At 34.3% G+C, this 17587-nt stretch carries 32 protein-coding genes; 7 read left to right on the top strand and 25 right to left on the bottom strand.

From position 1 onward, the window contains the following. Nucleotides 1-3: 3 nt before the first annotated feature. From HSX10_RS03625 to HSX10_RS03605, 5 genes are read left to right on the top strand one after another with little or no spacing between them, the layout of a single operon-like run. Complete coding sequence (locus HSX10_RS03625) at nt 4-456, top strand: phage protein Gp36 family protein (protein WP_173586845.1); 453 nt, start codon at nt 4-6, stop codon at nt 454-456. Continuing rightward, nucleotides 449-1669 (top strand): phage portal protein family protein, encoded by a 1221-nt coding sequence (locus HSX10_RS03620; protein WP_173586844.1) that lies wholly within the window; start codon nt 449-451, stop codon nt 1667-1669. Before HSX10_RS03625 ends, HSX10_RS03620 begins: the two co-directional genes overlap by 8 nt. 44 nt (nt 1670-1713) lie before the next feature. Further along, nucleotides 1714-2547, top strand: coding sequence for a phage minor head protein (locus tag HSX10_RS03615; protein ID WP_173586843.1), 834 nt, complete (start codon nt 1714-1716; stop codon nt 2545-2547). Then, the gene (locus HSX10_RS03610; RefSeq protein ID WP_173586842.1) at nt 2547-3095 is read left to right on the top strand and encodes a hypothetical protein; all 549 of its coding nucleotides are present in this window, start codon (nt 2547-2549) and stop codon (nt 3093-3095) included. Before HSX10_RS03615 ends, HSX10_RS03610 begins: the two co-directional genes overlap by 1 nt. Further along, nucleotides 3095-3547, top strand: coding sequence for a hypothetical protein (locus tag HSX10_RS03605; RefSeq protein ID WP_217363224.1), 453 nt, complete (start codon nt 3095-3097; stop codon nt 3545-3547). The genes HSX10_RS03610 and HSX10_RS03605 overlap by 1 nt, the downstream gene beginning before the upstream one ends. A 24-nt stretch (nt 3548-3571) precedes the next feature. Here HSX10_RS03605 and HSX10_RS03600 read toward each other — a convergent pair whose 3' ends face one another. The 25 genes from HSX10_RS03600 to HSX10_RS03480 all read right to left on the bottom strand — a co-directional run bounded on the left by HSX10_RS03600 (nt 3572) and on the right by HSX10_RS03480 (nt 15525). Beyond that, nucleotides 3572-3817, bottom strand: a complete 246-nt coding sequence (locus HSX10_RS03600) for a hypothetical protein (RefSeq protein ID WP_173586841.1) — start codon at nt 3815-3817, stop codon at nt 3572-3574. Nucleotides 3818-3930: 113 nt separating this feature from the next. After that, entirely contained in the window at nt 3931-4137 is a 207-nt protein-coding gene (locus HSX10_RS03595; RefSeq protein ID WP_173586840.1) for a hypothetical protein, read from the bottom strand. Continuing rightward, a complete protein-coding gene (locus HSX10_RS03590) occupies nt 4134-4649 on the bottom strand; it encodes a hypothetical protein (RefSeq protein ID WP_173586839.1) in 516 nt (171 codons plus the stop codon). Before HSX10_RS03590 ends, HSX10_RS03595 begins: the two co-directional genes overlap by 4 nt. A 178-nt stretch (nt 4650-4827) precedes the next feature. Next, nucleotides 4828-5415 (bottom strand): hypothetical protein, encoded by a 588-nt coding sequence (locus HSX10_RS03585; RefSeq protein WP_173586838.1) that lies wholly within the window; start codon nt 5413-5415, stop codon nt 4828-4830. A 187-nt stretch (nt 5416-5602) separates the two neighbouring features. Then, complete coding sequence (locus tag HSX10_RS03580; protein WP_173586837.1) at nt 5603-6235, bottom strand: DUF6046 domain-containing protein; 633 nt, start codon at nt 6233-6235, stop codon at nt 5603-5605. 18 nt (nt 6236-6253) lie between these two features. Further along, nucleotides 6254-6628, bottom strand: a complete 375-nt coding sequence (locus tag HSX10_RS03575; protein ID WP_173586836.1) for a hypothetical protein — start codon at nt 6626-6628, stop codon at nt 6254-6256. A 3-nt stretch (nt 6629-6631) separates the two neighbouring features. After that, nucleotides 6632-6976, bottom strand: coding sequence for a DUF7220 family protein (locus HSX10_RS03570; protein ID WP_173586835.1), 345 nt, complete (start codon nt 6974-6976; stop codon nt 6632-6634). After that, entirely contained in the window at nt 6973-7158 is a 186-nt protein-coding gene (locus HSX10_RS03565; RefSeq protein ID WP_173586834.1) for a hypothetical protein, read from the bottom strand. The genes HSX10_RS03570 and HSX10_RS03565 overlap by 4 nt, the downstream gene beginning before the upstream one ends. Next, on the bottom strand, nt 7155-7322 hold the full coding sequence (locus tag HSX10_RS03560) for a hypothetical protein (RefSeq protein WP_173586833.1): 168 nt from the start codon (nt 7320-7322) through the stop codon (nt 7155-7157). The genes HSX10_RS03565 and HSX10_RS03560 overlap by 4 nt, the downstream gene beginning before the upstream one ends. Nucleotides 7323-7324: 2 nt before the next feature. Beyond that, nucleotides 7325-7906, bottom strand: a complete 582-nt coding sequence (locus HSX10_RS03555) for a hypothetical protein (RefSeq protein WP_173586832.1) — start codon at nt 7904-7906, stop codon at nt 7325-7327. Next, the gene (locus HSX10_RS03550) at nt 7833-8381 is read right to left on the bottom strand and encodes a hypothetical protein (protein ID WP_173586831.1); all 549 of its coding nucleotides are present in this window, start codon (nt 8379-8381) and stop codon (nt 7833-7835) included. Before HSX10_RS03550 ends, HSX10_RS03555 begins: the two co-directional genes overlap by 74 nt. A 130-nt stretch (nt 8382-8511) precedes the next feature. Then, a complete protein-coding gene (locus HSX10_RS03545; protein ID WP_173586830.1) occupies nt 8512-8652 on the bottom strand; it encodes a hypothetical protein in 141 nt (46 codons plus the stop codon). 107 nt (nt 8653-8759) lie between these two features. Beyond that, nucleotides 8760-9059 carry a hypothetical protein gene (locus HSX10_RS03540; RefSeq protein ID WP_173586829.1) on the bottom strand — a complete coding sequence of 100 codons (300 nt, stop codon included), beginning with the start codon at nt 9057-9059 and terminating at the stop codon, nt 8760-8762. A gap of 77 nt (nt 9060-9136) precedes the next feature. Continuing rightward, on the bottom strand, nt 9137-9289 hold the full coding sequence (locus HSX10_RS03535) for a hypothetical protein (protein WP_173586828.1): 153 nt from the start codon (nt 9287-9289) through the stop codon (nt 9137-9139). A gap of 2 nt (nt 9290-9291) precedes the next feature. Continuing rightward, entirely contained in the window at nt 9292-9480 is a 189-nt protein-coding gene (locus tag HSX10_RS03530) for a hypothetical protein (protein ID WP_173586827.1), read from the bottom strand. Next, the gene (locus HSX10_RS03525; RefSeq protein WP_173586826.1) at nt 9473-9787 is read right to left on the bottom strand and encodes a hypothetical protein; all 315 of its coding nucleotides are present in this window, start codon (nt 9785-9787) and stop codon (nt 9473-9475) included. Before HSX10_RS03525 ends, HSX10_RS03530 begins: the two co-directional genes overlap by 8 nt. A gap of 2 nt (nt 9788-9789) precedes the next feature. Beyond that, nucleotides 9790-10461, bottom strand: coding sequence for a hypothetical protein (locus HSX10_RS03520; RefSeq protein WP_173586825.1), 672 nt, complete (start codon nt 10459-10461; stop codon nt 9790-9792). Then, nucleotides 10454-10669, bottom strand: coding sequence for a hypothetical protein (locus HSX10_RS03515; protein WP_173586824.1), 216 nt, complete (start codon nt 10667-10669; stop codon nt 10454-10456). The genes HSX10_RS03520 and HSX10_RS03515 overlap by 8 nt, the downstream gene beginning before the upstream one ends. Nucleotides 10670-10671: 2 nt before the next feature. Beyond that, the gene (locus HSX10_RS03510; protein ID WP_173586823.1) at nt 10672-10917 is read right to left on the bottom strand and encodes a hypothetical protein; all 246 of its coding nucleotides are present in this window, start codon (nt 10915-10917) and stop codon (nt 10672-10674) included. A gap of 114 nt (nt 10918-11031) precedes the next feature. Then, a complete protein-coding gene (locus HSX10_RS03505) occupies nt 11032-11367 on the bottom strand; it encodes a hypothetical protein (RefSeq protein ID WP_173586822.1) in 336 nt (111 codons plus the stop codon). 12 nt (nt 11368-11379) lie between these two features. Then, nucleotides 11380-12042, bottom strand: a complete 663-nt coding sequence (locus HSX10_RS03500; protein ID WP_173586821.1) for a RecA family protein — start codon at nt 12040-12042, stop codon at nt 11380-11382. 2 nt (nt 12043-12044) lie between these two features. Next, nucleotides 12045-13004 carry an AAA family ATPase gene (locus HSX10_RS03495; protein ID WP_173586820.1) on the bottom strand — a complete coding sequence of 320 codons (960 nt, stop codon included), beginning with the start codon at nt 13002-13004 and terminating at the stop codon, nt 12045-12047. Next, nucleotides 13004-13216 (bottom strand): hypothetical protein, encoded by a 213-nt coding sequence (locus tag HSX10_RS03490; protein WP_173586819.1) that lies wholly within the window; start codon nt 13214-13216, stop codon nt 13004-13006. Before HSX10_RS03490 ends, HSX10_RS03495 begins: the two co-directional genes overlap by 1 nt. Nucleotides 13217-13219: 3 nt before the next feature. Beyond that, entirely contained in the window at nt 13220-15334 is a 2115-nt protein-coding gene (locus tag HSX10_RS03485; RefSeq protein WP_173586818.1) for a hypothetical protein, read from the bottom strand. 2 nt (nt 15335-15336) lie between these two features. Next, on the bottom strand, nt 15337-15525 hold the full coding sequence (locus tag HSX10_RS03480; RefSeq protein WP_173586817.1) for a hypothetical protein: 189 nt from the start codon (nt 15523-15525) through the stop codon (nt 15337-15339). A gap of 75 nt (nt 15526-15600) precedes the next feature. Between HSX10_RS03480 and HSX10_RS03475 the strand changes: the two genes are divergently transcribed. Both HSX10_RS03475 and HSX10_RS03470 read left to right on the top strand, forming a co-directional pair. Further along, nucleotides 15601-16407 carry a S24 family peptidase gene (locus HSX10_RS03475; protein WP_173586816.1) on the top strand — a complete coding sequence of 269 codons (807 nt, stop codon included), beginning with the start codon at nt 15601-15603 and terminating at the stop codon, nt 16405-16407. Nucleotides 16408-17039: 632 nt separating this feature from the next. After that, complete coding sequence (locus HSX10_RS03470) at nt 17040-17486, top strand: DUF4870 domain-containing protein (RefSeq protein WP_173586815.1); 447 nt, start codon at nt 17040-17042, stop codon at nt 17484-17486. Nucleotides 17487-17587: the final 101 nt, after the last annotated feature.

Genomic DNA, 17587 nt, shown 5'->3' with positions numbered 1-17587 from the left:
GTTATGTTTTTACAAAAAGATGATTTAGGCTCAACGATGTATGGGTATCAAATGGATCAGATTACTGAAGGTAATGATGATATTATTGATATTGCCATGGCAGCTGCTGAGGAAGAGGTTCGGAGTTACTTAGAACCTAACAATAAAATTGAGTGGCAAGATGGACGTTTGCGTTACGATGCAGATGCTGTTTTGTCTGCGGTTGGTGCTGCAAGAAATGCATTAATACTAAAACATGCCATTACTGTAGCTAAATGGTGGATTGTAGATTTATCTAGCGCAGATATTATTTATGAACAGGCAAAAGAACGTTACGACCGTTCTACAGATTGGCTAAAGCAATTAGCTTCTGGTGAAGTTAATTTATCAACGTTACCAACCTTGTCTCCAGAAGATTTAGAAAATGACCGACCACCATTCTCTTTTGGATCACGCAAAAAATTTAACCATGAGTAAAGAACAAAAAAGCAATCCTATTGGTTATGACACCACAGCTCATTTAGCAAATGTAAAAAAGGTATCTAAGCAATCTCAAATAGCACAAACGATTGTAAAAAAGGCTGAAGCTAAGATAAGGCAAGATATTCAGAGTTGGAAAAAAGCAATACAATCTACACAGTTAGAAGACAATCCTAAGTGGTACTTATTGCATCAGCTATACGATGAAATTATGCTCGATGCTTTGTTAACATCGCAGTATAACAATAGGCAATTAAAAGCTATGAGTGAAGCCGTAGTATTAAAAAAGCCAAACGGAGATGTTGATGTAGAGCAAACCGAATTGTTAAACAATGCCATTTTTACCAATGACATTAACCGACATATTTTAGATGCTAAAAACAAACGGCACTCGTTAATTGAGTTTTCTATGGATGAGGACGGAAAGCTAAAGGTTGACCTAATTAATCGTAAAAATGTTGATCCTATAAACGGAGTGGTTTATCCAGACTATACTGAAGACAAAAAAATTGAGTATAGAGATTCTGCTGAATATGGCACTTGGTTATTAGAGTTTGAAAGCGATGATGATTATGGCTTATTAAATAAAGCCGTGCCACACGTTTTATTTAAGCGATTTGCACAAAGTTGTTGGTCAGAGCTGTGTGAGATCTATGGCATTCCACCTCGTGTAATGAAAACCAACACGCAAGATCCTGCATCATTAGGTCGAGCTGAGCAAATGATGACAGACATGGGAGCTGCTGCATGGTTTATTATTGATGAAGCTGAAACTTTTGAGTTTGCACAAGGCATTTCAACCAAAGGAGAAGTTTACATGGAGTTGATCAACTTATGTAACAATGAAGTCTCTATGTTATTTAGTGGAGCTGTGATAGGACAAGACACCAAAAACGGCAACTATTCTAAAGAGCAAAGCAACCAAAGCATGCTGCAAACGCTAATTGATAGCGACTTGCAATTTTTAGAAAAGTCTTGGAATAGCCAAGTGATACCTGCATTAATACAATTAGGTATTTTAAAAGGTGATTTAGTTTATGGTTATGAACAGACGGAAGACTTAGACCAACTCTGGACAATGACTAAAGAAGCATTGCCATACTTTGATATTGCACCAGACTGGATTAAAGAAAAGTTTGGTATTGAGGTTGAAGGTAAGCGAGAAGTACAACAAAACACGCTAAGTCTCGGAGCGGATTTTTTCGGCTAAGCCCTAAATCTTATTTTAGGGCATTACACACACGTTTAGACGGTTTGTATAGTTGTACTTGTAACGAATGCCAACACGAAGCTGAAAGGCTTAATCTTGCCATAAATCCAAGATTTAAAACGCTTTTAAAAACGATTGAAAAGGCTTATAAAAAACTGCATAAAAAAGGCAGTTATAAAGTTGAAGACTTAGAAACCGTAAAGGAGTATAAAGCCATTGTAACCGACACAACTAATTTATTAGAACGTGCATTAGAAGATAATGATCTTAGCGATGATATGCTAAAAAGTTTAAAAGAGGACATCTTTTACTTTAGTGGTTATAAAACGCATGCACAATTACTCGAAGCTTCAAGGGAGCTATTGACTGAAGACAATAAACTTAAATCGTTTACGGCTTTTAATAATGATGTTTCAAAAATTAAGAAAAGTTATAATGAAAACTATTTAAAAGCTGAATATAATTTTGCCGTTGGAAGCTCACTTATGGCTGAAAAATGGGAAGGGTACAGTGATGATGAAGAAACTTATCTTTTACAGTACCGAACGGATGGTGGTCCTAACGTTAGGGACACACATAATGCTATGCATGGTATAACATTACCAAAAAGCGATCCATTTTGGGATGCTTATACTCCAAAAAACGGATGGAACTGTCATTGTATACATATTGAGGTACTCGCTTTTAGATACTCAAAAACTAATAGTGCTGATGCTCTTAAAAAGGGAGAGATTGCCACTACACATATAAACAAAAACGGTAAGAATAGTTTAGAAATATTCCGATTTAATGCAGGTAAACAAAAAGTGGTGTTTCCTCCAAAGCATCCCTACAAAAGAGTTTTGGACGCTTCTAAAGTAAAAAAACATATAAAATAATGTTTAAAAAATTCACGGACAGTTGTGTACGGCAAGTAGGAGTAGATTTAACTGATGCTTTTGACCAAAATTTTCATAATGAATCTTTTTTTGGACGTAAATGGCCTAAGAGAAAAATGCAGGCGAATAATAAGCCACTATCAAAAGATGGTGCATTAAGAGGTAGTTTAAAAAATCCTTTAATACAAAACGGTAAGGTTACGTGGAGCTTCCCAGTTTCTTATGCTAGCATACACAATGAAGGTGGTGAAATTGTTGTAACTAAAAAAATGAAGTCTTTTTTTTGGGCAATGTATTACAAGGCTCATGGTGCAAGTGAAACCTATTCAATAAAGACCAAGAAACAAAACAATACCATTCGCACTAGAGCTTTAAAAGGTGAAGCTGCTAAATGGAAAGCCTTAGCCTTGCAAAAAGTGGGTGCTACAATGACCATAGAACAACGACAGTTTATTGGTTGGCATCCACAAGTAGATGTTAGGATAAAAGAAGTAATTGATCATAATTTAAAGCTATTAAATAATAGTATACACAAAAAACTGAAATAATGGAAGAGGTTATTGACGCTATAGTTACAAAACTAGAGAGCAATGCAACGCTAAAATATGCGAGCGAAGATTGGGGGCAATTAGATTATTACAGTACTAACTTTCCTGTAAAATTCCCTTGTGCTTTAGTGGATATTAGCAATGCTGGTTTTGCTAATTTGGGTATAGATAAAACGGCATCACCAAAAAATAGGCAAACAGCAACAGCATCTGTAACTATTACTTTAGCAAACGTTAGGTTAACCAATAGTAGTGGGAGAGCACCGCAAACACAACGTAATAATGCTTTTAACATTTGGGCTTTGCAAGGAGAAATACATGCCTTATTACAAGGTTGGAAACCAACAGCCAATACAGGGGCGTTAATTCGTAGTGGGTTGCAACGTATAAAACGAGACGATGGTGTGCAAGAATATGTAGTGGTGTATGATCTTAGCTTTGCTAATATTTAACTTCGACTACGCTCAGTCACCAAATTAAAACATAGAAAACTGTTGTGCTTCTACAGCTTCAATCTTTTTCATTTCGCGCTCTACTGGTGTATTGAGAGCTTCGTATAGTGTAGTTCTACTTATAGGATAAACAGGAAATATGTATTTTCTTAATACTTGTGCAGTAGAGATATCTTCGGTCTTATATTCATTGTAGAGTGCCACAATCTTCTGATACCTTAGTAACTTGTGTTTTGTAATTCCGTGCTGTCTCTTCTGACTATTTGTCATACTGACAAAATTAAGGATTAATATGAGTTTTGCAAGTACTGTTTTTGAAAGATTTTAAATAAAAAAAGGTCTCAAATAAATTGAGACCTTACGGTTTGGCGACCAATCGAAAATTAATGCGACTTATGATGCTCTTCCATTACATCGATAATTCTATCTACATAATACAAGCCATCTTCAAGCTCTTTAAAGAAAACATCATCATTGCATTTTAAAAACATTGATGTTGATGCAAACATTAATTTTTGTAGTGCTTTTCTAACGGTTTCAAACCGTGCTTCATCTATTAAAAACTTATCTAGAGCTGTCTGTGGTTTCATAGTCCTAATTTTTTAGTGATACTTAATCTGATTTGTGTGTTTTCTATACGTACTACATCTGCCATTAAATCTACAAGTCTAGCTTGTGTTAAGCGATTATGATTGCGTTTAGATGGTAATTGTGGAGGTTTAGAGGTCAATTGTCCAAAAAGATCTTTGTGTTCATCTACTTTAATAATTAAGTCCTCAGCCCAATCTCTAAATAATTTAGCACGTTCGCTTTTAATAAAAAAGCCTAAACGCACGATACCTCTTTTTGTCCACATAGTGCCACGACTAGAACCTTTAGCACCGTTACTAATAGTAACGCTGCTTAAAAAGTGTTTTCCTTCAATCAATTCTTTTGAATGTCTCTTCTTATGTAGACGTATAGTATAAGCCGTTACACCATAACCTAAACCAACTTCTTTAGTTGGAATCAAAAACTCATGAACATGATTTGGATAAACTGCTACAGCTAATCCATCAGTTACTTGCATACTAAGCCTTCCGGCTTTACTTTCATTTGACATATTTGAAAATATTATACACGAAACCCACTGATCGGTTGTGTCAAACATCACCTAAGGTAATGAATTAGGGCTATCACTAGCTCCCGCAACGTAGCAATGGGTATCGCTTATGTTAATTAATAAAATCTAAGGTTTGAGCCTTAGACGATGTTTGACACCGCAAATATATAAAATTATTTTAATCTTTTAATTTTTCTTTATTAATCCCATAGGTTGTTTCATAGTTAACATTTGTGCCTCCTTTTGTGATTGTAATTACTCCAGTACCATTAGCCAATAGCTTCATGCTAATAAAATCACTCAAAAGCTCTTTAGTCGCTATATTTTGATTACCTATTTTTTTTATAATAGGTTTGCCTGGCCAAAAACTTAAAAATAAATCACCAATTAATTTTGGACTACCAGTGATGTTTACCGATTTTATAATTACAATTTCATCTGCTTCAACATAACCTTCAATATTTTCTTTGATATCAAAGTCATAAGTCACTTTAAGATTTAAATCTTCTTTTGAAGCTTTTGGAACAAAAGACTCACTAATTTCATCTAGACCATACTTAAAATCTTTAGAAGATAATCCCATTTCTGTTTGCAAAAAACCACTTAATGCAGTTGCACAGAAATTGTAATCCGTATCGACAAAAACAGTAATACTTGGATTATCAGAAAAAGCCGATAGACTTCGCTGTAGTTTTTTGTAACCGTCACTTTGTGCATTTACACAAAAAGAAGCTGAAATTAGTAATGCAAATAATAGTTTTTTCATGATAATTTGTTTTAATTTTATAATTATGCGTAAAATTAGAGATTTTATAAAAGAGGTTCTAATCTTAATTGCTTTAGTAGTTGGCTTATCATTGCTTTGCGATTTTATCGTTTTTATAATTAGAGGAGGCATGCCTTTATAACGGCATAACTTAGATTATGCCGTTATATTGGAATAGGCAAGGTTATTACTTTATCTGCCATTGGGCTTTATCATCTAACTGGATAAGAACTTGTGGATCCTGTGAAGAATAGGCTTTAATTTCATATGCTTGCACGTTTTCACCTTTTGTAAACGGAAAGGTAAAAGATTCAACAACTACTTGATTAATCCCTAATAATTGTAACGGTTCTGAGAATACATCTAACGCTTCAGCTTTAGTAACATAATCTTTAAGACGTTCAAAATCTTCTCTAGGATAGCATTGTTCAACATTACCACTTATAATTGAACCGATTAAAACACCTCTGATTGTAATCTCATAATCATCTGAATTCCAATGTTCTTTAATACTGCCTATCATCGCATTTGTTTTTTTTGCAGATGCTTTAGTCTGTAGATCCTTAGGGTATTTGACAGGATATCTTCTTATTATTTGATTTCGCCCTGTTATATCTAGTATAGGTTCATACGGTAGATAATAAGCTTGTGTATCTGCTTTACTTTTAAAAGCCAATGGAAAGTATTGGTTGTTTTTGTGTAATGGCTCATCAGCTTTCCAAATTTCTGGATCACTGTATTCACCTTCACTCTTTGCAATGGTAACATCATTACTTAAAAAAGGTTTAGCGTTTAATAAAAGTTTTAAAATTGCATTCATAATTATTGGTTTTTGTTTTTAAAATAAATCTAATTGAACTCCACTTTCTGTTGGGTAAAATGTAATAGTTTCACTCTCGTGCGTAACGTATTGCTTGCCTTCAAAAGTGAATAACTGCGCACTATAACCACGCTCTCGTTTACCTTGTTGTACTTCTACATGGTGCATGTTGTGGTGAAGTGGCTTTAGTTTTCCTTTATAGATTTGCACCGGCACAACTTGCTTTGCCCAACACCATAAATGACCAGCTTCTCCAGATGCTGCATAACCAGTTATTACATATTGAATATTGGCATGTGTAACAATCTCTTTTGCTGTGTTTTTTGAAAGCTGCTGCACACTATCAACAGAACAGTAATAATCTAGTATTGGTTTAGGTATGTAGATATCCATTGCTTAATGTCTTAATCCGCAGTTACTACAGAAATAATTATTTTCAATTTTTTTAACTGGCATGTCTATTTCGCACTCAAAACATTGTAACTTATAATCAGAACCGTCTGGGTATGTAACACGTTCAGCTCTTGGTTTGGTTGCTTTTTTGTTAAACCATCTGCGCAATACATAACCTCTTAAAATGCTCACAGCTGTGAAGTAAATGACAATTACTAAATTGGTACCAGGACTCGTATTTAAACCTACTAACGGAAAGATTAAAAATGTACTGATATAACTGATTATAAAACCTACTGCTGTGTTGCTCAAGGCTTCTGTGAATGATTGTTTTTTGGTTTGGCTCATTGTTTCCATCCTATTTTTTTTGATATAGCTGTTGTAAAACCTCCGAATTCATCGCAGCGTTCACATAGCCTTACAATTACTTTTTGTTCTTCTGGATTACCAGACACTTTTAAGAAACGCATCCATCGACATATTTGTTCATGGTCTGCATTTTCTACTTCTTCTAAAGTTGGATATTTCATTTTTTAATTAAGTTTCCTGTTTTGCGACATAGCGTATAGCCTAAATGGTTTGCTAATGGTTCTGTTACTTCAAAGGCTTTATTTACCTTTTGTATTTCTTCTCTTAGATCGTTAGAAATGAGTTCTAACTTTTCTATGAGGTGGTCTTGGTTTGTTTCTGGCATTATTATTTGTAAAATTTTTTAGTTGCTACTCTAGTGCGCACCACTTCTTGGTTGGTACGCTCTATTTGTCTAATGGTTTTTAAGGCACGTTCGTCTATGTTTTGACCTATACCTGCGTGCTTTTGGTTTTGGCTTTGCTGCAGGCTGTTTTGTATTGCTAGAGCTTCACGCTGTTTGGTGTATTTCTTAATATGCCTAAGTATAGTAGCTGGTGTTAGCTTATAGGTTTCACCTTCCTTTATTTCTATACAGATTGCAACAATATCTTCTAACTTTAGATTACGGTATTCGTCTTTAGCCAATAATTCTTCAGCTATGACCTCCGCTTGACGATCACCCAACACTTTATCGAAATACATAGATGTGCCAATAAACATATTTTTAATGCAGCGTATTATTGTCTCTTCGCCTATAGCTTTATCTCTACTGCTAAGACCGATACCTTTAGATGTGCTATTTAAAGCACTTTGCATATTCATATTTGCAAAATGCTTTACAACTAACGAGTTTTTATAATCTGACACTTCCGTTAGTGCCAGAAGTGTTGGTTTTGGTGACGGTGTTGTTTTGCTTTTTGATGGCATTGATTAGGATATTAAATTTGCTGTTGATGTATTTTAGATCGGTATTGTTTTTATGAAAATCGTCTAAAGAGTGCCAATTGCTTAGTATTACTTTCCAAACCTCTAAGGCTTCATTATCTGAATGACCTATAAGCTTTAAATGTTGCATTATTGACTTTAAGGCATTACCATCTGCGCCTGTAAACTTTGGTTGCAGTTGTGCGAAGTTCTCGTAGAAGGTTGTCCACTCGTGCAAAAACAGACTATATAGGCTTGGGTTTTTGACTTCTTTGTTGTAGACCACTTTTCCTTTCCAACTATCTATAAAGTTGGGTAACTGATCTTCTGTACGTGGAATTACTTTACCAAGATGTTTTAACATGGCATCATCCATTGCACCTCGCAAATGCGTAACTGCTCTAAACTTCTTATCTCTATAAGTGACTTTGAAGTGTGTGGAGGTGCTGATTATTTCTAAATTGTAGTGTGTGGTCATTAGTTGAGAATTAGAATGAGTAGCATAGCTTCAAATATTGATGGATCTTTACCGAATTTTAAATAGTAATACGATATTTTGCAAGCCAGAAATAAACCTATGATTATTTGAATTGTATAAAGAATAGATATTAACATTCGGTTTCGGTTTTTAAGATTTCACCACAGCTTCCACAAATTGTTTGTACGGTTTCGCAAACGGTACAACTATCTATAACTTGCAGATATTTTGTTTCTTCTGGATGCTGGCATGGTGGAAATTCTTTAGTCATTATTAGTGTTTCGTTTTTGTTGCTTTAGGTACTCGTAAACCATTGCGGACAACCATAGTGTCGCTATAATAAGTATGGTGATTAGGGAGGTGGTAGATTGGAACATGTTATTTGGTTTTATAAATCATTTGCTCTAATGCGTGTATAACCTTACTACACTCATAAGGTGACATATCGTTTAGTGGTTTTAACACTGGTGATTGTCCTATTTTGTGCGTACCACGAAGCCACTTATCTAGTGCTCCAAGATCTGCCACTTTTATAGCTTTAGTTTTATGGTCTTTAGACCAGCCGTATTGTATGCATAGACTTAAAATATAGCTGTGCTGAGTGTTGCCAACTGTAAAGAATGACCAAAGCACATATTTTGCTTTCTTTGGTGGTGCGGATTGTGTTTTAAGTGCCATTTAAATTGTGTTTAAAAACGCTGCGTGCTTTTGGTAGATTTGGGTGTTTGTTATTAACCTACACACAGCGTTTGTTGTTAGTTTTGTCTTTTAAGAAAGGATTGCAATTCTTCGGTTTCTGAGGAGGTGAGTTCTACCTTTGCTATCCAGTTATCGTTGGAGTCTTTAACTACTAATTTGTCGTTTACAAATACTTCGTTGTCGTTGAATTGTTGAATGTCTACAGCCATAGTTAAAACTTTAATTGATTTATTATTGATCCTACAAAAAAGATGATCATTGCAATTGCGGCTTGCACAAATGCTGCTATCCTTGCTGATGGCTCATTGGTAACTGCATAAACAATTAGTGCGAGAACCATGAGAGCTATAAAAAGCCAAAAGAGTACTGAGACTTTATTGAGTGCGTCTTGTTTATTCATTGTTTTTTGCTTCTTTAATTGCATTATTAAGCTTCGTTTTAAATTTTGACTCATTCCTTGGCTCAATATTTAATTCCTTAATAATATTATTTATGTTAATTGTTGGGTTTAGTAACTTCTCATCTTTAACTTCGTTAATTCTATTAGCTATAAGAGCTATCCAAATTAAAGCAGCTATAGTTATATATACTGCTAAAACCCAATCAGGCACATTGAAGTAATACAATAAAAACAATTGTAAAACTGTTGAAGTGAATGGTAATTTTACTGGTATATACTTTCCTGGTATTACGTTTCGTTTTTTCATAGTTACACCGAAAATCTAAAAGTTAATTTTTGCATTGGCTTATCTTCATCTAGCTGAACGTACTTCCATCCACTTACATACATGCTGTTTTGCGTGCGGATTTGTGCGTTAAAGATGATGTCTAAACCATCGTCAAACTCTTCATTTAAAAAATCATCTCTAAGTTTACTTAGCTCTATGATTTTGCTAGGATTTAACATGCCTGTTTTTGGGTTAAGCTTTAAAAAGGTATCTACCATCTTTGCTAATTGCTTAACCTTAGAACTGCTGTCTTCATCTGATAATGATATAATGAAGTTTTTAATTTTTTCTACTCCAGCAGACTCCGTACCATCGAATTTTATAGACACATTATGTCCTATTGTAATACTTGCAGAACCGTCTGGTAATGTAGAGGTGTGATTGTCTTGGTGCGAACGTCCGTATAGGTCATTTTTAATAGTTTCTACAGCTTTATATTCCTTAAATAGTTGCTCTATAAGGATGCCTGTGATATCGTTGTGATTAATCAACTTATCTATATTATCGTTTACAAAATCTGCTGTTAGTTCTTTGAACGCTTTACGGTCTTCTTTTTTCTTTTGCTTTTCGGCTTTGGCATTGTTTTCTAATTCTGCCATTAGAGCTGCTTTGTCTTCAGCTGATAGTTTTGAAATGTCTAGTGTGTTACTCATGGTCTTCGTTGTATTTATTAATTATATTGGCTATTGCACTTCTGTTTTTTCTTCTTGCGATACCTAAGGCATCACATATCTCTGTTCCTTGGGTTGTTGGGGATTCTAGTTCTGTGTCCTCTAATACTTCAATTACCAATTGGGTTTTTTCTGCTGTTGGACTGACATAACATGCCTCTAGGATTTTATTTGCTAATTCTGTACTCATAATCACTCTCCGCTTTTATTATTAGATCCTTTAAATGACTCAACAACATCTATAGCTGCTTTAAAGAATATTATTATCTCTGGCCTTGATAGTAAGGCTTGGGCTATTAGATCTGTTATATCTACAGCAGTACCTTTTATATGCATTTCTATAGCTTCACTTGAAAGATCCATCTTTACTCTTCCTTTGTTTTCGTCATTTGCAACGTCTGGTTTTACTGCTCCTTTGTTTTTGTCTTTTTTACTCATGCTGATAATTGTAATTTTTGGTTTAACTTAAATTTGAAATGTGATAGCAGGTTTTGATTCTGCTGGTAATTTTGGTGTGTTTTTGGGTTGTTGTCTAACCAAAAACTGAGGTCGTTAATTTTGTGCTGTAATGCTGTGGATGTCATTTGCTTTTTTTATTAATGATTTAGAAAACACATTGTGGATATCTGCTATAATTTCATTGTAATAGCTTTCTGCAACTTCTTTTGATATCGATGTACCAAAAACATCTGCATGCTTTACAAAATTGGCTTCTAGCGATTCTAGTTCGCGATACCACCAGTTAAATAGTGCTGAACATATTAATAGTTTTTGCAGCTGCTGTTGGTTCTTGCTTCTTTTAGCACACCACGCTGTGTATAGATCCAATACTTTTAGCTCGTACTCGTGAGAGTATATTTTCAGAATTATTAATAATTGTTTTTTCATTTTGGTTTTGTTTTAAATTGATGCACCACGAAGTTTATCGTAGCCTTCTTGATGTATTACATATCTGCCACCGTTTTTTCCGACGGTTCTACCTTGGCAAAGGGCTAGGAATCCGTTTACAAAAATTTTCATCTTTGCATTAAATCGTATTGATTTTTCAAACTCTGATCGTGGGTTCTTACCTTCAGCTTGTCCTGCAATGACACAAATGATGTTCTTTTTTGTTATTAGCTTTTTTAAAGCCAAATATTCTTCCCAGCTAGTGGTGATATCCTTTATTGAATCTATGATGATCACTTTAGGTGGATTTCTTTTATCGATGTATGCCATTAGTTCTTGGTATGTATAGCTCTGTGTAAAAAAATTCTTTTCAACTTCATTCATGTTAAACAACTCCATTCGGTCTATATAATCTGTATCGTCGGCTTCCTCTTCACATAGATTGAACAACACTTTATGTCCTAAAAGCGCAAAGGCTTTAGCTAACTGCATTAGGAAACTACTTTTGCCACTTCCCGAAATTCCCCAGACAAACCAGATACCTCTATCTTGAGGTTTTCCAAATGCATCTAACCATTTGCCAAGCCATTGTAATTTTTTAACGCTCTGATTTTGTATGTTAGCAACCGTTAAAACTTTCTTTAGTTTTGCAGGTCTTTTTATGGTTTTAGACAATCTTATGAGGCTTTAAAAATTTCGACTTCGTTTATGTTTAGCACTTTTCTTACTAGAGACAGTGTTAGTGGTTGATCTAATCTATCTGCTTCTCGCAAACAAGGCACTAACACATCGTGCAGCTCTCCGTAATTTTCGCACTCAGAGCGTAAGAACTTTAAAAGCTCTCTGTCCTTTATTTCATTTAAAAACATTCCGTATGTTTTATCGATTGCTGGCAAGTACCTACGTCCAAATTTGATGCGTCTGTATAACTGCGGAATTCCTTTAGCATCTTTATAGCGTAGCTTATCTATTTGACGTGTTAATTGTGCTGTGCCAATCATTACGATGCTACAATACTTATCTAGGTAATCGTAAAACTCTTTAATTGAGCAAAGGGCTGATACTTTTAAATACTCGCTCTCATCAAATATTAATTGTGGTTTTTTACCGTAGCTATGCAACATTTTTAGCGACATTGAGATGTCTCTAATTTTAGCCGATTTTTGTTTTGATGGTGGTACTTTTAAAGCGTTACATACTTTTTCTAGTAAACCGTTTAAAGTATCTTCAGAACCTACTTTAACATGAAACACATCTGCTGGATGCTTTTTTGCAAAGGCTGCAATAGCTTCAGATTTACCAGAGCCAGTTTCACCAATAATTAACCTGGTGTACGCATGCTCCCTCGCTTCCTCTAAAATTGAAATCATTTGCGTAAACTGTGGTGTTGCACGCAGTTTCCAATACTTTTTTACTAATGAATAATCTAGCAATTCTGCTAGTCTCATAAAGTGTTTATCTGGAATGTCGCCTGTTTTACCTTTACCTGCATCGTAGGTAAAAACACCTTTTAAGATAGTTGTGATATACTCTTTACGGACACCTGTACGGTCTGAAACCGTTGACTGAGGAATGCCATGAAGGTTGATATAGTCTTGAAGCTTATTTGCGATATTAATTTTATGTTCTTGTTTCATTATGCGTGTTCTATAAAGTTTTCTAAATCTTTGATTGCCTCTTCTAATGTTTCAACAACATTGGCTAGTGTTGCTGTGTTGGTTTCGTAGGTGAAGCCTTTTATACTGTCTTGCCATTGATCTGATCTACTTAGTGCAGTTGCATCTCGTTTTTCTGCTTTGGCGATGATTTGTGCTTTGATTTTGTTTAGTTTATTGAGTTGACTTTGCATAGATTAATCGTCTAAATATTCGTTTACATTTACTTTTTGATTGTAGTAATCGTTTTGCTCATCCATAAAGGTGCGAGCGGTTTGTTTTTGTTCTTTTTTAGCGTTGCGTTGGTTGAGTTTCTTAGCCTTTTCTTGAGGTTTTAAACGCTGTTTAGATTTTGGGTTTTTGTGTTGACCGATTGAATCTGTGAGTAAGAGTTTAGCGAGCGTATTGTCTAACTCTGGATTTCTTAAAAATGGATCTAAGAGTTCTGCATTTTGAGAGCGTTCGTTTACGATTTCTAATTCAATTGTTTTATTGAAGTCCTTAACTCGTTTTAGCTGATCTGTATCTCCATCGATACGATCTGCTAGTGCCATTGGTTGTATATATTTCTGCTCTAAAATGAAACGTTCTTTACCGTTAGATGAAACTGCAAGGACTTGTGAAAGGTCATTTAAATCGTATTGAATAGACCAGTCTAAGTGTGCATTGTGCCTAAAGTTGACATCAAAACTATCGTAGGTGCGTTCCTGCCCATGAATTTTAATAACCAAACCTTCACCTCGTAGTTTATTGGTATCACCAGTACTACTACCGAATGTTAATAGGTAATTTTCATAATTCATTATTTGCTTATGCTCTTCTTTTGTGTTTAGCCAATTATTAGCATACTCTTTGCCTTTTTTAGAGCGTTCAGTATTCATTATTGATACAATTTGCTTTTCGCATCCTTTCTGATCTGGAAACTGCTTTTTAATTTTATTCAAGTATTCTGCATTAGGCTGATTTTTTGAGCCACTATCAACATTGTGACCAGACCAATTATTAAGAAGCTTGCAGTACTTTTTGTTTATTGAGTTGAAATAAGGCTCAATTACCTTTGATTTACCATTACGTGCTTGTGCTGGTGTAAAATGTGGTGTTATAGCTTGATAAAGAGGTGTAAGCTTCTTAATTGCATACCTATCACTTTGGACCTGGTATGGCATATAAAACTCACCAAACAACTCACGTGCGTGCTGCATAGCGTTTTGCAAAGCTTGTTTTATAAGGTCTGGTGTCTCATGCGTGCCAATAGCATAACCAATTGGATAGTTATTATGAGGATCTAAAACAACTACAACAGTAAGCCTGTTATGGTAGCTTGTTACCGAATGATTTTTCTTATTTGTATCTGTTTTTTGATACATAAGCTCTACATCCCATCCATCTAATGTCCAATAAAGCATTGGTGAACTAGGACGCTTACGTTTGTTCTGCATCAATTTATTATTGCGCAGCTCACTTACACCTTTACGACCAGCTGTTACCACAAGGCTCTTTTTGGTTTTACGATTTGATACTGTCATTGCAGTAATACGCTCCCATCCTAACTGATCTGCAATAGTGTTGTACACACTGGCTATAAATTCATTATCTAGATTAGTGTGCTTTGATAGCAACTCATCCAACATTGCCATTTGCTTTTTGTCTACTACTTTTTTCGCATTTGCAGTCTGTAGCTTTCCAGAGATAACAGTTTTGTAAGCTTCACTTTTAGAGAAAAACAACGCTTTTGCGTATGCAGTGGCTTTTCTTCTTAAACCATCTTTTGAAGGTGGTAATGTGTGAGGAACTTCTCTAAAGGCATTAACATCGTTACTTAGGGATTGCCAAATGTCTACTTTTGTAAAGCCGTGCGCTTTGGCATATTCCTTTCGGTTGTTTTTCATCTTAACCACTGTATTGAGTACTGAGGAATTATAAGTGTACTCTTCAATCTTTTCTAGGTCTAGTTTTTTCTCTTGATTCTCTCCATAACGATGTGCCACATAAAAATTGAAAGCGTCACGATCTGCTACATAGTGATCAGCGAACCAGCTCTTTTTAATTTCTTCTTTTGGATCGCCAAATTGAGTAGTAAGTGCATCTTTATATTCTCTGGACAATGATTTATATAATACTAATGATCCACCTCCAAACGATCCTTTACGCATTTGCTTTTCCGTACACGTACCACTATCCATGCGTTTTTTAAATGCACGGTATGTTATTAAGTGTAGGCTGTCTGCGTGTGGTTTTCTATCTGATGTTAGAAACCGTACTTTAACGCATAGCTTATTTTGGTAATGGATGAATGGAGATTCTTTTTGCATGATTATGCCGTTTTGAATGTTTTGATCATATTTTCTCGAGTGGTTATTATTATTTCCAAAGCACGCCTTGCTTCTTCGTTTCCTCTCAAGAATCGTTTTTGAGCAGATTGAGGACTTCTTAATCCTAACATTTGCGCTAAAACAGGGTAGTCGCCATACTCTACTTTGCTTTTAATCTCTTCTATAGTCATTTTAAACTGATTTTATATACATTTGTCTATATGTTAGTACAAATGTAGTAAATTAATTGACTAATAAACAAATCTATGGAAAATAAATTTACCAATATAAAAGAAAGAATACTATATCTTATTGAGTTAAAGGGGTTTACCAAGGAAGATTTCTTTAGTAAAATAGATATGTCATACGGTAGTTTTAAAGGAAGCGCAAAAAAAAGACCGTTAAACTCTACTGCTATAGCAAATATATTGACTATTGTTCCTGACGTGAATTTCAAATGGCTCATTCTCGGAGATGGCAAACCTCTATTAAAACCAAAGAGTTATAGTCAAGCCATAAAACGACCTAATGTTATTCGAGAGCCTTCTCAAGTGCCAAAGCTCATTACTGTAGACAGCCAAGGGAATGAGAATATTGTTTTTGTACCTGTAGCTGCTAGAGCTGGATATTTAAATGGATATGGTGATGAGGATTTTATAAAAAGCTTACCCACCTACAGATTGCCCATGGTGAACAACGGAACATTCAGGATGTTTGAAGTAAAGGGTAATTCCATGACACCAACACTACATTCTGGATGTATAGTAGTTGGTGAATGGGTAGAGGACTGGTCTAATATTAAGGATAATCAAATTTATATAATAATTACCGATGAGGGAATAGTTGTTAAGCGTGTATTGAATAGACTTGAAAAATACGGCAATCTATTTTTGAAAAGTGATAACAGATCAGAACATAGATCTTACCCTGTTAAAACCGATGAAATAAAAGAGATCTGGAAAGTAAATTTAGCCATGCTTTATAACTTACTTGATCCTTCATCTTTGTTTGATAGAATCAATGATTTAGAAGCCGATGTATTGAATTTAAAGCATAATCTAGATAAAAAATAGCCCCTAAGAATGTAATTAACTGATTATCAGTAACAAAATATTAATTACTTTGTATTTCGGGTGTGACTAAATACAATAAACACGCTTATTTTATTAATTATAATACATTTCGGTATATTGTTCGGTTGATTTTATGTTATAAAAAGTACACGCTATAGGACACCCTATGGTACACGCTATAGCATTTTAAATTTATAAATTTGCAGATTTGAATATTGATAAAAAACCAAGTATCCGTGATTAATTACTCACTAAAAAGAACAAAAAAAACCCTTAATATATAAGGGTTCTCGCAACTTCATGATAATGAATAACGCATAAGCATTTAAACGATCTTTAAATGCTGTTTAAAATAACGCTAAAATAACGCTAAAACCTATCTATTGGGCTTTTGAAAAAATAACCAATAACACACACACTAACCTCAATTCCCTTTAATAACAACGCTTTCAAACGATTTTAAAAAATTTCTTTTTGGGGCATTTCTTTTTTGGGGGTATATTTTCACTAAAATAAGAGAAAAAATCAACTCAAACTAATGTTAATAAAATGTTAATATTAAGTACTATGTGTAACATACTACCTTTTTAAAGACATATATTTGTATAAACAACTATTATATACTTTATAAAATGATTGATAACCATCATAAAAACTTAGCAACATTTATTCATTTGTCTACTTTTTCGAGATTTGTGATTCCTTTTGGAAATTTTATTGGACCTATCGTTCTATGGGCTGCTAATAAAAGTAAATCTGAATTTGTAGATCAACATGGCAAACAAGCTATTAATTTTCAAATTAGTGTATTACTCTATGCTATTATATTAGGAACATTGAGCGTGCCTCTTTTTATTTTTAAAATACTAAGTGGCGTAGATGTTATTGACTTTAATGGGTTTAACAATTTTCATATTAATGTTGGCGAGCCTTCTGCTCTACTCTATGTTGGTGGAGGGTTAAGTTTCTTAGCCATTATTGTTTTTATGGTAGAACTAGCACTTATTGTTAAAGCGAGTTTATCTGCTAGAGACGGAAATGCGTTTAAATATCCGCTTACTATCAATTTTTTAAAATAATCAATCCTGAATTTATTCAGAATATCATATTTCATCAATAATCAAATCAATCAAAAAATGAACAGTTTAATTAAAATTAAAAGACTTAAAGTCATGTGCAA

The organism is Winogradskyella undariae, assembly GCF_013285155.1.
GTDB classification, from domain to species: domain Bacteria; phylum Bacteroidota; class Bacteroidia; order Flavobacteriales; family Flavobacteriaceae; genus Winogradskyella; species Winogradskyella undariae.
The sequence above is the reverse complement of the archived record's forward strand: the minus strand, read 5'-3'. Positions and strand labels throughout refer to the sequence as shown.

Coding starts and splice junctions, on each gene's coding strand:
- HSX10_RS03625 (WP_173586845.1), top strand. CDS start 4: ATGTTTTTACAAAAAGATGATTTAGGCTCAACGATGTATGGGTATCAA.
- HSX10_RS03620 (WP_173586844.1), top strand. CDS start 449: ATGAGTAAAGAACAAAAAAGCAATCCTATTGGTTATGACACCACAGCT.
- HSX10_RS03610 (WP_173586842.1), top strand. CDS start 2,547: ATGTTTAAAAAATTCACGGACAGTTGTGTACGGCAAGTAGGAGTAGAT.
- HSX10_RS03605 (WP_217363224.1), top strand. CDS start 3,095: ATGGAAGAGGTTATTGACGCTATAGTTACAAAACTAGAGAGCAATGCA.
- HSX10_RS03600 (WP_173586841.1), bottom strand. CDS start 3,817: ATGACAAATAGTCAGAAGAGACAGCACGGAATTACAAAACACAAGTTA.
- HSX10_RS03595 (WP_173586840.1), bottom strand. CDS start 4,137: ATGAAACCACAGACAGCTCTAGATAAGTTTTTAATAGATGAAGCACGG.
- HSX10_RS03590 (WP_173586839.1), bottom strand. CDS start 4,649: ATGTCAAATGAAAGTAAAGCCGGAAGGCTTAGTATGCAAGTAACTGAT.
- HSX10_RS03585 (WP_173586838.1), bottom strand. CDS start 5,415: ATGAAAAAACTATTATTTGCATTACTAATTTCAGCTTCTTTTTGTGTA.
- HSX10_RS03580 (WP_173586837.1), bottom strand. CDS start 6,235: ATGAATGCAATTTTAAAACTTTTATTAAACGCTAAACCTTTTTTAAGT.
- HSX10_RS03575 (WP_173586836.1), bottom strand. CDS start 6,628: ATGGATATCTACATACCTAAACCAATACTAGATTATTACTGTTCTGTT.
- HSX10_RS03570 (WP_173586835.1), bottom strand. CDS start 6,976: ATGAGCCAAACCAAAAAACAATCATTCACAGAAGCCTTGAGCAACACA.
- HSX10_RS03565 (WP_173586834.1), bottom strand. CDS start 7,158: ATGAAATATCCAACTTTAGAAGAAGTAGAAAATGCAGACCATGAACAA.
- HSX10_RS03560 (WP_173586833.1), bottom strand. CDS start 7,322: ATGCCAGAAACAAACCAAGACCACCTCATAGAAAAGTTAGAACTCATT.
- HSX10_RS03555 (WP_173586832.1), bottom strand. CDS start 7,906: ATGCCATCAAAAAGCAAAACAACACCGTCACCAAAACCAACACTTCTG.
- HSX10_RS03550 (WP_173586831.1), bottom strand. CDS start 8,381: ATGACCACACACTACAATTTAGAAATAATCAGCACCTCCACACACTTC.
- HSX10_RS03545 (WP_173586830.1), bottom strand. CDS start 8,652: ATGACTAAAGAATTTCCACCATGCCAGCATCCAGAAGAAACAAAATAT.
- HSX10_RS03540 (WP_173586829.1), bottom strand. CDS start 9,059: ATGGCACTTAAAACACAATCCGCACCACCAAAGAAAGCAAAATATGTG.
- HSX10_RS03535 (WP_173586828.1), bottom strand. CDS start 9,289: ATGGCTGTAGACATTCAACAATTCAACGACAACGAAGTATTTGTAAAC.
- HSX10_RS03530 (WP_173586827.1), bottom strand. CDS start 9,480: ATGAATAAACAAGACGCACTCAATAAAGTCTCAGTACTCTTTTGGCTT.
- HSX10_RS03525 (WP_173586826.1), bottom strand. CDS start 9,787: ATGAAAAAACGAAACGTAATACCAGGAAAGTATATACCAGTAAAATTA.
- HSX10_RS03520 (WP_173586825.1), bottom strand. CDS start 10,461: ATGAGTAACACACTAGACATTTCAAAACTATCAGCTGAAGACAAAGCA.
- HSX10_RS03515 (WP_173586824.1), bottom strand. CDS start 10,669: ATGAGTACAGAATTAGCAAATAAAATCCTAGAGGCATGTTATGTCAGT.
- HSX10_RS03510 (WP_173586823.1), bottom strand. CDS start 10,917: ATGAGTAAAAAAGACAAAAACAAAGGAGCAGTAAAACCAGACGTTGCA.
- HSX10_RS03505 (WP_173586822.1), bottom strand. CDS start 11,367: ATGAAAAAACAATTATTAATAATTCTGAAAATATACTCTCACGAGTAC.
- HSX10_RS03495 (WP_173586820.1), bottom strand. CDS start 13,004: ATGAAACAAGAACATAAAATTAATATCGCAAATAAGCTTCAAGACTAT.
- HSX10_RS03490 (WP_173586819.1), bottom strand. CDS start 13,216: ATGCAAAGTCAACTCAATAAACTAAACAAAATCAAAGCACAAATCATC.
- HSX10_RS03485 (WP_173586818.1), bottom strand. CDS start 15,334: ATGCAAAAAGAATCTCCATTCATCCATTACCAAAATAAGCTATGCGTT.
- HSX10_RS03480 (WP_173586817.1), bottom strand. CDS start 15,525: ATGACTATAGAAGAGATTAAAAGCAAAGTAGAGTATGGCGACTACCCT.
- HSX10_RS03475 (WP_173586816.1), top strand. CDS start 15,601: ATGGAAAATAAATTTACCAATATAAAAGAAAGAATACTATATCTTATT.
- HSX10_RS03470 (WP_173586815.1), top strand. CDS start 17,040: ATGATTGATAACCATCATAAAAACTTAGCAACATTTATTCATTTGTCT.